Origin of the sequence: Protofrankia sp. Cj5, from assembly GCF_917627405.1 — a bacterium.
Lineage (GTDB): Bacteria > Actinomycetota > Actinomycetes > Frankiales > Frankiaceae > Protofrankia.
Window position 1 is genome coordinate 1 of sequence record NZ_CAKJTO010000007.1, and the last position, 14,099, is coordinate 14,099.

General features: G+C 64.3%; 11 protein-coding genes. 10 read left to right on the top strand and 1 reads right to left on the bottom strand.

The window, feature by feature from the left end:
* The 4 genes from MJ777_RS03240 to MJ777_RS03255 all read left to right on the top strand — a co-directional run.
* On the top strand, window positions 1-1,453 hold a 1,453-nt coding region (locus MJ777_RS03240; RefSeq protein WP_239310307.1), incomplete at its 5' end, for a galactose oxidase early set domain-containing protein.
* A 29-nt stretch (window positions 1,454-1,482) separates the two neighbouring features.
* Entirely contained in the window at window positions 1,483-1,986 is a 504-nt protein-coding gene (locus MJ777_RS03245; RefSeq protein ID WP_239310308.1) for a hypothetical protein, read from the top strand.
* A gap of 156 nt (window positions 1,987-2,142) precedes the next feature.
* Entirely contained in the window at window positions 2,143-2,754 is a 612-nt protein-coding gene (locus tag MJ777_RS03250) for a hypothetical protein (protein ID WP_239373044.1), read from the top strand.
* A gap of 129 nt (window positions 2,755-2,883) precedes the next feature.
* Window positions 2,884-4,116, top strand: a complete 1,233-nt coding sequence (locus tag MJ777_RS03255; RefSeq protein WP_239373046.1) for a hypothetical protein — start codon at window positions 2,884-2,886, stop codon at window positions 4,114-4,116.
* 349 nt (window positions 4,117-4,465) lie between these two features.
* On the opposite strand, the gene MJ777_RS03260 is transcribed toward MJ777_RS03255, so the two are convergent.
* Window positions 4,466-4,795, bottom strand: a complete 330-nt coding sequence (locus MJ777_RS03260; RefSeq protein WP_239310311.1) for a hypothetical protein — start codon at window positions 4,793-4,795, stop codon at window positions 4,466-4,468.
* 448 nt (window positions 4,796-5,243) lie between these two features.
* On the opposite strand from MJ777_RS03260, the gene MJ777_RS03265 reads away from it, so the two are divergent.
* The 6 genes from MJ777_RS03265 to MJ777_RS03290 all read left to right on the top strand — a co-directional run.
* The gene (locus MJ777_RS03265; RefSeq protein WP_239310312.1) at window positions 5,244-6,506 is read left to right on the top strand and encodes a glycosyltransferase family 2 protein; all 1,263 of its coding nucleotides are present in this window, start codon (window positions 5,244-5,246) and stop codon (window positions 6,504-6,506) included.
* A gap of 120 nt (window positions 6,507-6,626) precedes the next feature.
* Window positions 6,627-9,311, top strand: a complete 2,685-nt coding sequence (locus MJ777_RS03270) for a PA14 domain-containing protein (protein WP_239373048.1) — start codon at window positions 6,627-6,629, stop codon at window positions 9,309-9,311.
* Window positions 9,308-9,733: a hypothetical protein gene (locus MJ777_RS03275; RefSeq protein ID WP_239310314.1), complete on the top strand. Its 426-nt coding sequence runs from the start codon at window positions 9,308-9,310 to the stop codon at window positions 9,731-9,733. Before MJ777_RS03270 ends, MJ777_RS03275 begins: the two co-directional genes overlap by 4 nt.
* 18 nt (window positions 9,734-9,751) lie before the next feature.
* Window positions 9,752-10,480: an SCO family protein gene (locus MJ777_RS03280; RefSeq protein WP_239348237.1), complete on the top strand. Its 729-nt coding sequence runs from the start codon at window positions 9,752-9,754 to the stop codon at window positions 10,478-10,480.
* A 79-nt stretch (window positions 10,481-10,559) separates the two neighbouring features.
* Window positions 10,560-12,452, top strand: coding sequence for a glycosyltransferase (locus MJ777_RS03285; protein ID WP_239373057.1), 1,893 nt, complete (start codon window positions 10,560-10,562; stop codon window positions 12,450-12,452).
* On the top strand, window positions 12,449-14,099 hold a 1,651-nt coding region (locus tag MJ777_RS03290; RefSeq protein ID WP_239373059.1), incomplete at its 3' end, for a glycosyltransferase family 39 protein. The genes MJ777_RS03285 and MJ777_RS03290, both read left to right, overlap by 4 nt.

Sequence of the window (14,099 nt, forward strand, 5' to 3'; positions counted from 1 at the left end):
GATCGAACACTCCACCTGCACGGCGGGTGATGCGTGCACCAAGGGCTCATGGCAGGTGCTCAGCTACCAGTCACCTGTCCGGGCCATCCATGCCGCACTTCTCAAGAATGGTAACGTGCTGCTCATCGCGGGGTCGGGTAATGACCCTAACCAGTTCGCGGCCGGTACCTTCAAGACGTCGGTGTGGAATCCCACCACGGGCGCCTTCGCCAATGTCTCCACTCCTGATGACTTCTTCTGTACCGGTCACGTCCAGCTTACCGACGGTCGACTGCTGGTGATGGGTGGGAACAAGGCGTACCCGACCGCGGACCACGGCTACGAAGGCATCAAGTCCTCCTATACCTTCGATCCGACGACGAATCAGTACGTGCGGGTGAACGATCTCAACACGGGTCACTGGTATCCGTCCGCCACGGAGCTCGGTAACGGTGACGTGATCTCGCTCGGCGGGCTGGACGAGAACGGCAACGGTTCAGTCGAGGTCGAGCGCTTCTACAGTGCCAGCGGACAGTGGAACAAGCCGCGGCCGACCCAGACCTACCGTTTCTGGGGGCTGTACCCAGCAATGATTCTTCTGCAGGACGGCCGGTTGTTCTACACCGGATCACACGTGTTCGGCAACAACGTCAACGGTGGCCCCGGGGCTAATCTTTACAACGTTGACACCGGTCAGGTGACCGATGTGCCCGGACTCCGGCTGAAAGATCAGCGGGACCAGTCGATGTCGGTTCTGCTGCCACCGGCGCAGGCCCAACGCGTCGCCACCTTCGGCGGGGGAAACATCGAGACCAACGTTGACGCGAACAACACGATGGATCTCATCGATCTGTCCAAGGCGAATCCGGCCTATGTTCCTGGTGCGAACCTGCCGACCGGCAAGATGTACGTCTCCGCGGTCATCCTCCCGGATGGGAAGGTGTTCGAGACCGGTGGCGGCCTACATAATCGGGCCGACCCGGTGTACGAGGCGTCGATGTACGATCCGGTCGCGAACAGCTTCACACCGATGGCCACCGACCCGATTCCGAGGACGTACCATTCGTCGGCACTGCTGCTGCCGGACGGCCATGTTCTCGCGATCGGGAACAATCCGGGTGACGGTTCCTTCGACATGCGGATCTCAATCTACACGCCACCTTACCTGTTGAACGGGATCCGACCGACGATCACGGCGGCGGCGGCCACGTGGGCCTATGGTTCGACCCAGTCGGTGGGCACGACGTCCAACGTCGTCATCAAGTCCGCGCAGCTGATCCGGCCGGCGGCGGTAACGCACTCGTCGGACCCGAACCAGCGTTCGGTGGACCTCCCCATAACCGTCAACAACGACGGTCAGCTGACAGTGACGCTCACCGCCAACGCAAACATTGCCCCGCCCGGCGATTACATGTTGTTCGTCACCGATGCCAACAACATTCCGTCGGTCGCTCGCTGGGTGCATGTGGGATGAGACGGGCTACCGGAAGGAGCAGAGCCCTCATGGCCGATGAACCGGGAAGACTCGACCGTGTCCTCAGGCGGAGTATGGTCGCGGTGTTCCTCGCCGTCGCGGTGACGGTGGTGGGAAACACCGATACGGGAGTTTCCAGCGCCGCGACACCCAGGCCGGCGGCGGCCACGTCCCCATATGTGGCCACCGCCAGTCCGGGTGCCGGCACGGCCCCTGGCGGCGCCGTATCCGCCAGCCCCGGGGTGACGATCACGGGTTCGCCGGCGCCGGCTCCGGGCTTGTTGCCAACAACGAGCGATCAGCGGGTGACCCCGGTACCGGCGGTCAGGCTTACCAGCGAGTACGTCGATGGGTGTGATCACCACTATGGGCTGCCGACCCAGTGCGTCCCGGTGAACTTCCCACCGGGCACTCATGACCGCTGCCAGTGGCTGCGGCAGCACGGCCTGGGCCCGATACCGGTGAACAAGCGCGATCAACTGAAGCTGGACACGAACGGGGACGGCACGGCCTGCGGGCCCGGGGACGCCTGACATCCATCCCGACAGTGGCCGTGCTGATCCGGCCAACAGATCGGATCAGCACGGCCGGATGGACCGGGGCCTGACGGCGGGCGGAGCCGATGGCCGATTCAGTCCGGCCCACCATTCCAGGACATGACGACGCGAGACACGGCCATGGGGAGTTCGGTGTCGAAGACAGTGAGAGTGGTCATTATGTGCACGCTGCTCGTGGCCGCGTGCTCGTCAGGTCGTGCTTCGGGCGGCGGCAGCGCCATGACCGGTACGGCAGCGACTGTCGCGGGCACGGTAGCCTCGCCCGCCGCGGGGGCGATCGCCGGGGCGGGCCAGTCCGCCCCCACGCTGCCTGCCGACCCCCAGATCGCTCCCGCGCAGCCGGGCACACCAGGCGACCTCAGCGCGTCGGAGCTGATCGCTCAGCTCAAGGCTTCTGGGCTTCCGGTGACATCGAGCATTGTCTATACGGCTGCGACGGACAGTGACCATCTTTTCGGTCAATCGAGTGGCTACATCTCCAAGGCAGCCTTCGTCGACAGCCGGGTACCCCGCGACGGGCTGCCGGACACGAACCCGGGAAGCGTCTGGCTGGGCGGTTGCGTGGAGGTCTTCCGCACTCCCGCCGACGCTCAGCAGCGACAGCGTTTCCTCATGTCGCAGGCTGTGGACCCGGCGAAGGCCGAGTACATCTACGTGCGCGGTCCCGTCCTTCTCCGCGTCTCGCACGAGCTCGACGTCAGCTATGCGGATGGCTATGGCAAGATCCTGCAACGGACGGGATGACACGGTCGCCGCCATCGCCGGCTCGGTTACTTTGTGGCATTAATTCAGCCTATGGGGCATCCGGTTGATGCCTCCTGAGGGCAGCCCCGTAGGCTGTGCCCACTGATCTCGATCAGACGGGACCTGCTTGTGACCGCAAAGCTTGCTCGTACCGGCCCCGCGACTGTCGGCTTCATGTCACTCGTGACCGCGGCCTTCCTCGGTTTAGCCGGTTGCCAGCCCCCGACGCGGGCCGTCTCCCAGCCAGCCGCGGGTGCGTCGGCGTCATCATCCACTCTACCGGTCGCCCTGGCGTCGGCCGCGGGCAGCAACGGGCGGCCCGGGACCGGCCCGGCGGTCGGTGAGGCGTCTTCGGCGCCACCGGCATCGACAGCGTCGCCGGCCATGCGGGTGACCACGTCCCCGGGGATCCCGCCGAGCCTCGTATCGCCGCCGTCAGCCCCGCTCGCCTCGCCACCCACCGCGAACAGCTCCGGAAAGCTTCTTTTCGGCCTCGGACCGGCTCTGGACAGCGACGCGGCGTCACCCATCGCGGCCGGGCTCGGAATGTTCACCACCTGGTACAACTCGCCCAGCGACCTCGGATTCCTCCGAGATTGGGCGAGCAATCGAATTCCGCAGACCTATGCGTCCGGCCGTTCGATTCATCTCGTGGTCTGGCTTGACGGAACCGGCAAGGTCGGTACCAACCAGACCTCCCATGGCCCGGCCTGTGGCCGCGACTACCCGCTGTCCACAGCTTTTCTCGATGACGCCCGCCAGCTTGCTGATATCTTCAAGGGCACGGCCGGTGGTCCACCGCTCTATGTCACGCTGTTCACGGAGTTCCAGACCTACGCCTGCCAGACCAACGCCTGGGCGCCGAGCCCGGAGGTGACGAACTACTACCTTGCCCTCAAGGACAAATACCTGGCGGCAATGTCCATCTTCCACTCGGTGGCTCCGAACGCCAAGGTCTCCTTGGGCTGGGGAGGCTGGCAGGCCCGTTACGACGACCCGAGTACGGGCGGCGGCCGGTCGATGTTCCCCTACTTCGCGGACGTGATGCGCCAGTCTGACTTCCAGAGCTTCCAGGCAATGCAGTCGGACTCGAACAGCCAGGACATCCTGGACATGACTCGGATGCTTGGGCAGTACGGTCCCGTCATGGTGGCTCACTTCAAGCCGGACAACGGTTCTCAGAAAACGTGGACCGCCGATCTGAGAACCTTGTTCACCGACGCCTATATTCGGCAGGCGACATCCATGGGCCTGTTCGCGCTCAGTTTTATGGACCAGGTGAATCTCGCCGCCGACCCGACCGCGCTCTCGCTGGTGCGGTCCGGGATCGACAAATATGGTGTATTGCCCGCAGCCAGATGACCGCTACGCCTCCCGGCAGCCGATGACAGAAATGGCCCCGTCCCGCGAGCGGTCCTTTCTATGTCCTTCCAAGGCTGCCGGGAGTGTTGGTGCCCACCGGCGACGCGGACGGACAGGATCGCGCGGCCGGTGGCTGACCGGCGGTTCCAGGCTGCCGACCGTGTTAGGGCGTGTTTCGAATCTGTGCTGGCGTGACATTACGCACCAGGGTGAGCAGGCCGGCGGAGCCGGGCATCCAAGCAGTGCCGTAGCGCATCGAAGCCTCGCGCTGTCGCATATATGTCACTCATAACTTCAGGCACAACGGAAGGCCAAACACAGGCCCCGGTAAGGATGTCTGTGGCGCGGTTCATAGCTTGTAAACAGCATCCGGTTGGCGAATCCGTTTTGATGACGCTAAGTAGTTTTCGCACGTCAGCGCATTACTGACGGTAGTATTGGTCGATTTCGCGACGTGATCATCAGCGATGAAAACCAACCGATACGTGTGGGTAACATCTCGGCTGCCCATGGCCTCGATCAGCTCCTGGTACGTTCGCTGCACACCGGAACGATTTGCACCTTGCACCTTCGGGCCGCCGGTGGCGCGAAAGAGGATGATCGCGCCACCTTTGGCCCACCTTGCACCTTCGGGCCGCCGGTGGCGCGAAAGAGGATGATCGCGCCACCTTTGGCCCACCTTGCACCTTCGGGCCGCGAGCCCATCAGCGGAGTTGATCCGGGGAGCCATATTCGTAGTTCTTGTCCCGACTTCTTACTGAAACCAACCTGTCGGATGCCTGTCAGCCGAGCTGTTTTCGTTCTGATCCGGCTGGGTCGGAAACTTATCGAGGTGGGTACTTCCCGCCTGACCTGATCTCTTCGGCGACAGTATTCGCGGTGGACCGGATCCGCCTGGCGCGGATTTCGGGAGACTGGCCGCCGACACCGAGCATGCTGGTTTTGTGCTGGGTTTTTCCGGCGGGAGTCCCGGGAGCGCGTTTGGGGGCCCGGGTGAAGCCGGTGAACAGCAAAGGAGCGCGACAACAGCTGACCTGCCAGGCCGGGAAATCCCGGTCATGGCATCTGACGTACCCAGTGGACGGTTGCCGCGTCGGCCGCCGTCCCGAACGGGGGGAGACCAGCGGATGAGCATGCCTGACGAGCGCATTTTCGATGCGCAGCTGGTAGACCTGGTGCCGCGGCCACGAGCTTCCTCGGCGGTGCTTTCGAGCATGCGCACCACAGCCGTGACCGGCCACCGACTGGACGAGCAAGTAATGGTGTCGGTGGTAGTGCCGACTCGGAACGAGGCCGCGAATATCGAGGCGCTCCTGCGCCGGCTTGACGCCGCGCTGGCCGATCTGCCCAGCGAGATTATCTTTGTCGACGATTCGGACGATGCCACACCGGAGATCATAAATGCGCTCCGTGGTTCGGTCCGAATACGGGTCCGTATCCATCACCGTCCCGCGCCCTACCGGGTAGGCGGACTTGGCGGAGCTGTTACCGAAGGCATTCGACTATGCCGCGCCGACTATGCTGTGATCATCGATGGTGATCTGCAGCATCCACCGGAGGTGATTCCCGAACTTTTTGCCGCGGCTGGCGCGGGAGATGTCGATGTTGTTATCGGTAGCCGGTACGCCAACGGCGGTAGTGCCCCGGGCTTGGCGAACAGTGGCCGCCGACTTGTGTCATCCGGCGCGAACCTGCTGTCCCGCATACTTTTCCCGCTGCGCCTGCGTGGTGTGTCGGACGTCATGAGCGGGTTCTTCCTCGTCCGCATCGCGGCGCTGGACCTCGACCAGCTCCGTCCGGACGGGTACAAGATCCTGCTTGAGCTGCTGGTCCGGGCCGGCCGGTTGCGGGTCGTCGAGGTCGGTTATGTATTCGGTGAACGTCATGCCGGAACATCGAACGCTTCGGCGTCGGAGGGCGTCCGCTTTATGCGGCTGCTCTTGTCGCTCCGGCTGCCACGGGCGGCACGGTTTGTGCTCGTAGGTGTCTCCGGGATATTGCCGAATGTTTTTGGAACCGCGCTTCTGCACCACGCTGGAATGCATTATCTGCCAGCCGCGGTGATCGCTACACAGGTTGCCATCCTGTGGAACTTCGCCGGTTGTGACCTGTTTGTCTGGGAGCGCGGAAAACAGTCAATGATTCGACGGTACGTGTCGTTCGCCTTGTTGAACAACGTCGATCTCGTCGTCCGTCTGCCGCTGCTCGGAATTTTTGTGGACCGTTGGCATACAAGTATCGGGGTAGCCACTCTCGCTACTTTGGCAATCGTTGTCAGTGTTCGTTACGTGTTGGTCGACCGGATTGTCTACAGCGAGCATAGGCGTACGGCGCGGAGTTTTTTCCGCGGGCCTCGACGGTCGGCAGCCGGCACCGCCGGGGAGGCTTAGGAATGATCCGGCGAAAAATTTCGGTCAGGAGCAACGGAAATGTTTAGGGGAAGACGCCGGAGGTTGGGGCACCGGCGTGTCCTGACTGGGCTCCTCGCTATCCTCTCCATCCAGTTCGCTGTGCTAGCCGTCGTCGACCCAGGCACGGCGAAGGCGGTCACCTGCCCGGACACACAATGGGCCGCCGACTACTTCGCCAACATGACGCTGTCCGGGCCGGCAGCGGGTTCGCGTTGTGACCGCGACATCAGTTTTGACTGGGGGGAGACGGGCCCCGGGATCGGTGGCCTCGGCGGGTCCGGCTATTCGGTCCGGTGGAGCCGGACGCTCTATCTGGATTCGGGTGAGTACGGCTTCACCGCGACCGCTGACGACGGAATCCGGGTACTCCTGGACGGCGCCACTGTCATAACCGGGTGGAAGGACCAGGGACCGACCACCTACACCGCGAACCCCTCGGTGACCGCCGGTGAGCACACGATTGTCGTGGAGTACTACCAGAACGCTGGAGGCGCTGTCGCTCAGTTCAGTTACGCACCACCGGTGCCGCCCCCACCGACCTGTGCGCCCACCCAGTGGACGGCTTCGTATTTCTCCGGAATCACCCTCACGGGTACCCCGCGCGGGCGGTGCGAGGATGCCATCAGCCATGACTGGGGGAACGGTGCACCGGACGTCCCCGGTATCAATGCGGACAACTTCTCGGTCCGGTGGGTCCGGACCGAGAAGTTTGCGGCCGGGACCGTCACGTTCACCGCCGAAGCTGACGACGGTATTCGGGTCTATGTCGATGACACATTGGTGATCGACCAGTGGCGGGACCAGGGGCCGACCACTTTCACCGCCAGCCCGACGGTCACGGCGGGCGACCATACGGTCAAGGTCGAGTACTTCGAACACGGCGGTGGTGCGGTTGCGCGGGTGTCGTACGCCGCCGCGGCTCCGCCTTCGTCGCTGACCTGCCTGTCCACCCAGTGGGCCGCGTCCTACTTCCCCAACAGAATCTTGTCGGGAGCGCCGAAGGCCGAACGCTGTGAGGGCACGCTCAGCCACGATTTCGGTGAGAAGGGGCCGGGGGTGGACGGCATCGGAGCGTACAACTTCTCCGCGCGCTGGAGCCGGACTGACCAGTTCCGAGCTGGGAACAGCACGCTCACGGTGACGGCTGACGATGGCGTGCGCGTCTACGTCGACGGCACGCTTGCCATCAACCAATGGCAGGACCAGGGGCCGACGACCTACACGGCGACCGTGCCCGTCACCGCCGGGAAACACGTGGTCAGCGTCGAGTACTACCAGGGCGGTGGCAGCGGGCTTGTGCGGGCCGGTTACACCGGTGGGGGAGCCGCGGGGGACCTGCCACCACCGCCACCGGGTGGTTGCACGGGCGACTGCCAGGGCTCCTGGCAGACCCTGCCGTACGACTCCCCGGTGCGTTCGGTGCATGCCACCGTGCTGCGTACAGGGAACGTTCTGCTTGTTGCCGGATCTGGTAACAACGGGGCAGCGGCCGCGAAGAACCAGTTCGTCTCCAAGGTCTGGAACCCGTCAACCGGTGAGTTCGCCGATGTTCCCACGCAAGAGGACCTGTTCTGCGTCGGGCACACCCAGCTGGCTGACGGACGAATCCTGCTGGCCGGCGGCACACTCGCGTACCCGACACCCACAACCAACTACAAGGGTCTCGCGAGCAGCTACATCTTTGACCCGGTGGCCGGTACCTATACCAAGACAAATGACACGCCGGGGGGCGGGCACTGGTACCCCTCCCTAGTGAACCTCGGTAACGGTGACGTGTTCGCCACCGGCGGGCTCAACGAGAACGGATCCGGAAACGTCTCGGTCGAGATGTTCGACTCCAAGAAAGGCCAGTGGAAGCCCTTCAACAACGTGCCGCAGACGTATTTCTACTGGGGTCTCTATCCGACCATGGTGCTGATGTCGGACGGCCGGCTCTTCTACGGCGGTACGCACACCTTCGGCAACGCGCTCCCGAACACCTCCGGGTCGGAGATCTACGATGTCGACACTGGAACAATCACCGATGTCCCGGGGCTGCGGGATATCGACTTCCGGGATCAGGGCGCCACGGTTCTGCTGCCGCCGGCGCAGGCCCAGAAGGTTGCGAACTTCGGCGGCGGCAACTCCTACAGTGACCTGGACCCGACGAACCACACGGACATCATCGATCTCAGCAAGGATGATCCACAGTGGACGGCCGGGCCGGACCTGCCGGCGGCCAAGATGTACGTGAGCGCCGTCATTCTGCCCGACGGCAAGGTGTTCGAGACCGGCGGCGCGAAGCACAACTATCCCGAGTTCGCCGTGCACGAGGCGTCCATCTACGACCCAGCGGCCAACGCGTTCACGTCGCTGCCGGCGGACCCGGCCGATCGGATGTACCACTCGGAGGCGTTCCTGCTGCCGGACGGCCGGGTGGCGACGATCGGGAACAATCCGGCTACCGGCGAATTCGATCTGGGTATTTCGATCTACTCCCCTTGGTACATGTCCAGGGATCGCCCGACAATTTCCAACGCTGCCGACCAGTTCGACTACGGGTCGGCGCAGAAGCTGACAGTGAGCGGGAACATCGGTCGCGTCACACTGATCCGCCCAGCGTCGGTGACCCATCAGTCCGACCCGAACCAGCGCAGTGTCGACCTGCCGCTGTCCGGAACGGGCCAGGATGTCAGCGTGACAGTGCCGGACAATCCCAACCTGCTGCCAGCCGGCTATTACATGATGTTCGCCCAGGATATGAACGGGGTACCGTCCGTGGCTAAGTGGGTGCATGTCGGATGACCAGAAAAAGAATTCTGCTCGGCATGACCGCCGTGGCATGCGTCGCTGCTGGGCTGCTCGTCGCCCTGCGGGTGACCGAGCCGAACTCGGCCATGCCGGCCGGCGGACACGTCCGCCAGGTCGCGGTTGAGCATTCCTGGGGCCCAGGTAACCGGGATCTCAGCGGTCGGGTGCAGCCGCATGGAAATGGTCGCCCCTCCCCGGCGACGCTGTGGGTGGACGGGTGTGACCACAATTACGCGGACGCGGCGGGTAATTCCAGTGTCTGCGTCCCGAAGACCGCTCCCGGCGGCCACGCGGTCGACTGTGCCTTTCTGCGAGCGGCCGGATTCGGCCCGCTCAAAGTGATCGGCACGGACAGCAAGCATCTCGCCGGCCCTGGCAATACGGCGCCCCGCGGTACGACCGTCTGCGCCGGGTAACCCCAGAAAGGCTGCGGAATGCCACTGCGATTCGATGTTCCTTCCGGGCGTCGGCGACCCACCCGTCACTGGATCGTGGCCGTGGCATTGTGCTGTCTCGCCGGGTGTGCCGTCTCGTCGACGGGTACGGCCGCACACCCGGCGGACACCGGCTCATCGCCGCCCGCACCGGCGCTGGCGCGATCGTCCGCACGCCCGTCATCCGTTGTTGGGACGGCGGCGGATGGCTGGCATGGCACCGCCGTGCGGGTTTCCCGGCCCCGGCCGTCGTTCACCCTGGCCGACCTCTCCGGCCGGAGCTTCGACTTCGCGAAGGAAACGGCTGGCCGGGCCACACTGCTGTTCTTCGGCTACACGAACTGCCCGGATGTCTGCCCGACGACAATGGCTGACATCGCCGCGGCCAAACAACTGGTGAGCTCGCCCGTCGGCTCCGCAATAATGGTCGTCTTCGTTACGACCGACCCCGGCCGGGACACCGCGGGAGTACTCCGTCGATGGTTGAACCAGTTTGATCCCACATTCATCGGGCTCACCGGTTCACCAGCACAGCTTGCTGCTGCCCAAAAGGCCGCTGGCGTGCCGCTCGCGAGTGCGCAACAGGTGCCGGGCGGTCAGTACGACGTGGTGCACGCGGCCCAGGTCGCCGGCTACGGTGCCGATAACACCGAGCATGTTCGCTACTTTTCCGATACCACGGTCGCGGATTATGCGGCGGACCTCCCCCGGCTGGTAGCCGTTTCGTGAGAATTCGCCAATCCCGGCCGGAGCGGGCCGTTTACATTGCGTGTCCCGCGGGCCTACTAGACAATTCAGGTAGGAATCTGTGAACTCCATCCATGCGCCTGCTCCAGCACCGTCGCCGCGAGCCCGTTTGGAGAGCCTGCCCGGACGGCTGCGTTTCGCGGTCGGCGGTGGGACGAGCGTGTTCGTCCGCGTCACGGTGCTGGTCGTGTTCGCGTGGTTTCTCGGCGTGGGTGACCGGGCCGCGTACGGGTATTCAGCAGTAGCTTCGGCACTTCTCCTGCGGGGTCTGGGACATGATTTCACCCGGCGTCGCCAAAACGGGAACTGGTTCTGGTCCGTCGCCGCCCGCGGCTCGACCGAGACGGTCGGCTGGCTCATTTTCGTCGAGCTGGCCAGAACCGACCACGGCGCCACGGTCATCGGCCAGGCCAGCATGCGCCACCTGTTTGCCGCCCTGGTGAGCGCGGCGGTGGTGGCCTTCACCTACCCGTTGGTCTGTGACTGGCTTGTCCTCGGATCCACCGCGGACACCCCGCTGTTTCGTTTCTTTCGAGGCTGTCTCGCCTTGTCGACAGTACCGCTAGTCGTGGTGACGGCCAATGCGTTGTATCCGCATCGCGACGGCGTGGTACTCGTCGGCTGGAGCACGGTGTCGCTCGCGATGCTGTTCGTCGCCGGCCTGACCCTGGCCCGAGCGCAGTACAGCTGGCAGCGGCCGGAGCGGGTTGACCACGTGAACCTGGAGGACCGCGCGCCGGCTCGGCACACTTTTTCACTGATCGTGCCCGCGCGGGAGGAGCCCGTCCTCGGGCGCACCCTTGCCCAGGTGCTGGCCGGTTCCTATCCAGCGGATCTTTTCGATCTCGTTGTCGTCGTGTCCGACGATGAGGCTGACCGGGAGACACGTGCGGTGGCGCAGGAGTTTGCCGACAGCCATCCCAACGTGCGGGTGGTGACACCGCGCAGCGCAATGCGCAGCAAGCCGCTCTCACTCGAGGACGCGCGGCGGTACTGCCGCGGTGATCTGATCGGTATCGTAGACGCGGAGTCGTTGATCGCGAACGGTCTGCTCGGTTACGTGAACACGCTGGCCAGCCATCATCCCGAGGTCGGGATTTTCCAGGGCGGTGTCCAGCTGATGAATTTCCGCGGGACGGGCTGGCGACGACCGGAGTCAGCCGGGCTGTTGCGCGCTGTGACCTCGTGGTGCAACAGCGCCACATCATGGTGGCGGGCACGTAACTGCCTTGAGTACTACATCTGGTTCATGTCGAGGCTGCGCTACCAGGCGGTGGCGCGTTTCATTCCGCTCGGTGGCAACACGGTCTTCATCCGGCGCGAGGTCCTCAACCAGTTGGGCGGCTGGGATGTCTCCTGCCTGACCGAGGACTGTGATCTCGGTGTACGAGCCTCGGTGGCAGGCGTCGAGACCATGGTCTTCTATCATCCGGAGCTCACCACCCGCGAAGAGACACCGGAGACACTGGGCAAACTGGTGGTCCAGCGGACCCGGTGGATGATGGGTTTCATCCAGGTGTTCCAAAAAGGCGACTGGCGTCAGCTCCCGGGGCGGCGCCGGCGAGCGCTCGCCGTTGAAATGCTGTTGATGCCATTTTTCCAGGCAGCCGCCGGGCTGGCGTTGCCGACGTCTGTGCTACTCACATTTTTTCTGTCGGCTCCGGTGGGGCTTGTGATTATCTTCTGGCTCCCGCTGCTGGCAATGGTCATGATGACCATGATGGAACAGGCCGCTTTCCGGGAGTTTGCTGATGCATATCAGCTCAAGGTAGGATTTCTCGACAGTGCCCGATTGCTGGTGAGCGCGCCGGTGTATCAGCTGGTCCTGTCCGCGGCGGCGCTGCGCGCTATGGTGCGGCTGCTCCAGGGCAAGGTCCAGTGGGAGAAGACCACACATGTCGGTGCCCACCACGTGGTGATACCGGGTACCGCCGAGCTCAAAGGGGTTTCGTGACCACGACCACGCTGCCGGTCGCGCCCCCGAGCACTGTCGCCGACGGCGGTGCTTCTCGGGCCGGCCGGGCACCCGGGGACCGCGTTACCGTCACCCGAGCGCGTATCGCCGGCTGGCTGTCCCGCCACTGGCGGAGTCTGGCTCTGCTGACAGCGCTTCTCGTCGTCTGTGGGCTGGTGCACGGACTCAACCTCGATGGCTGGCCGGGCCGGATCAACGATGACGAGGGCACGTACGCGGCCCAGGCATACGCCATGCAGTACCGGGGCCAGATCACCCACTACACGTATTGGTATGACCATCCTTTCGGCGGCTGGCTGCTCATAGCCGTCTACACGACCGTCACAAACGCATTCGAGCGGGCGCCGTCGGCGGTGACGGCCGCGCGTGAGTGCATGCTCGTCGTCCACCTGGTCAGTTGCGCGCTCCTGTACCTGCTTGCCCGCCGTCTCGGGTTTCGCCGTGTTTTCGCCGGTCTCGCTGTCGGGTTGTTCTCCCTGGCACCGCTCGCGGTGTGGTATCAGCGGCTTGCGTTCCTCGACAACATCGCGGTGCTGTGGGTGCTGGCAGCGCTGGTCTGCGCGGTGTCAACACGCCGCAGCGTGGGGGCAGCCGTCGCCTCCGGCGTCTTCATGGCGTTCGCCTTCTGGTCGAAGGAAACGTCCCTGATGCTCCTGCCGGGCGTCTACCTTCTGCTCCGGCAGAATCGCGACCCGCGTAACTGGCGGTTCGTGCGCCGCAATTTCCTCGGGTTCCTGACGCTGATCTGTGGGATCTACGTCCTGTACGCGGTGGCGAAGAACGAGCTGTTCGAGGGGACGGGTCACGTCTCGCTCATCCGGGCGGTCACATGGCAGCTCTTCGAGCGGACCGCGAGCGGAAGCCTGCTGCAGGCGGGTAGCGGCACACAGGGCATGGCCGGTCTGTGGCTGCACATGGATCCCTATCTGCTGGGTGCCGGCGTCGTCACCGCAATCCCGGCACTTTTCGTCAGGCGTCTTCGGATGGTCGCGGCGCTCCTGCTGATCCAGGTTGTCTTCATGTTCCGCGACGGCTACATGCCGTATGCCTATGTGACGGCGATGTTGCCGTTCGCGGCACTGTGCGCGGCCGGCATGCTGGACGTGACCCTTCCCCGCGGACCGGTAGGCGGCGCACCCGACAGCGTGGACCGCGAGCCGCACACGCTTGCCAGCCGGCGCCGGGTCGCCGCGGCCAGGGCCACCCGACTGGCCCTGGTGGTCGGCGTGGTGATCGCTGGATTGGTGGCGCTGCCCGGCGAGTGGGCGCCGAAGCTGGGTACGGCGCTGACCGCCGATGACAGCAAGCCGAGCCGGGACGCTGCGCGTTGGTATATCGAGAACATTCCCAATGGTCACACCGTCGTGACCGATGACAACATCTGGACCGATCTCGTGATTGCGGGCAAGAAGCCGGACCCAATCTGGTTCTATAAACTTGATCTTGACCCCGCGGTTCGCGGGAAACTGAAGAACGGCTGGCAGGACGTTGACTACTTCGTTCTCGGTCAGCTGATGCCGTCGACTCTTCATGATCTGCCGCTGGTGGCCGAGGGGCTGCGGCACTCGGTCGTGGTGAAGTCGTTCGGGCCGGATGGGCAGATCACGGTCCGTAAGGTGATTAAGA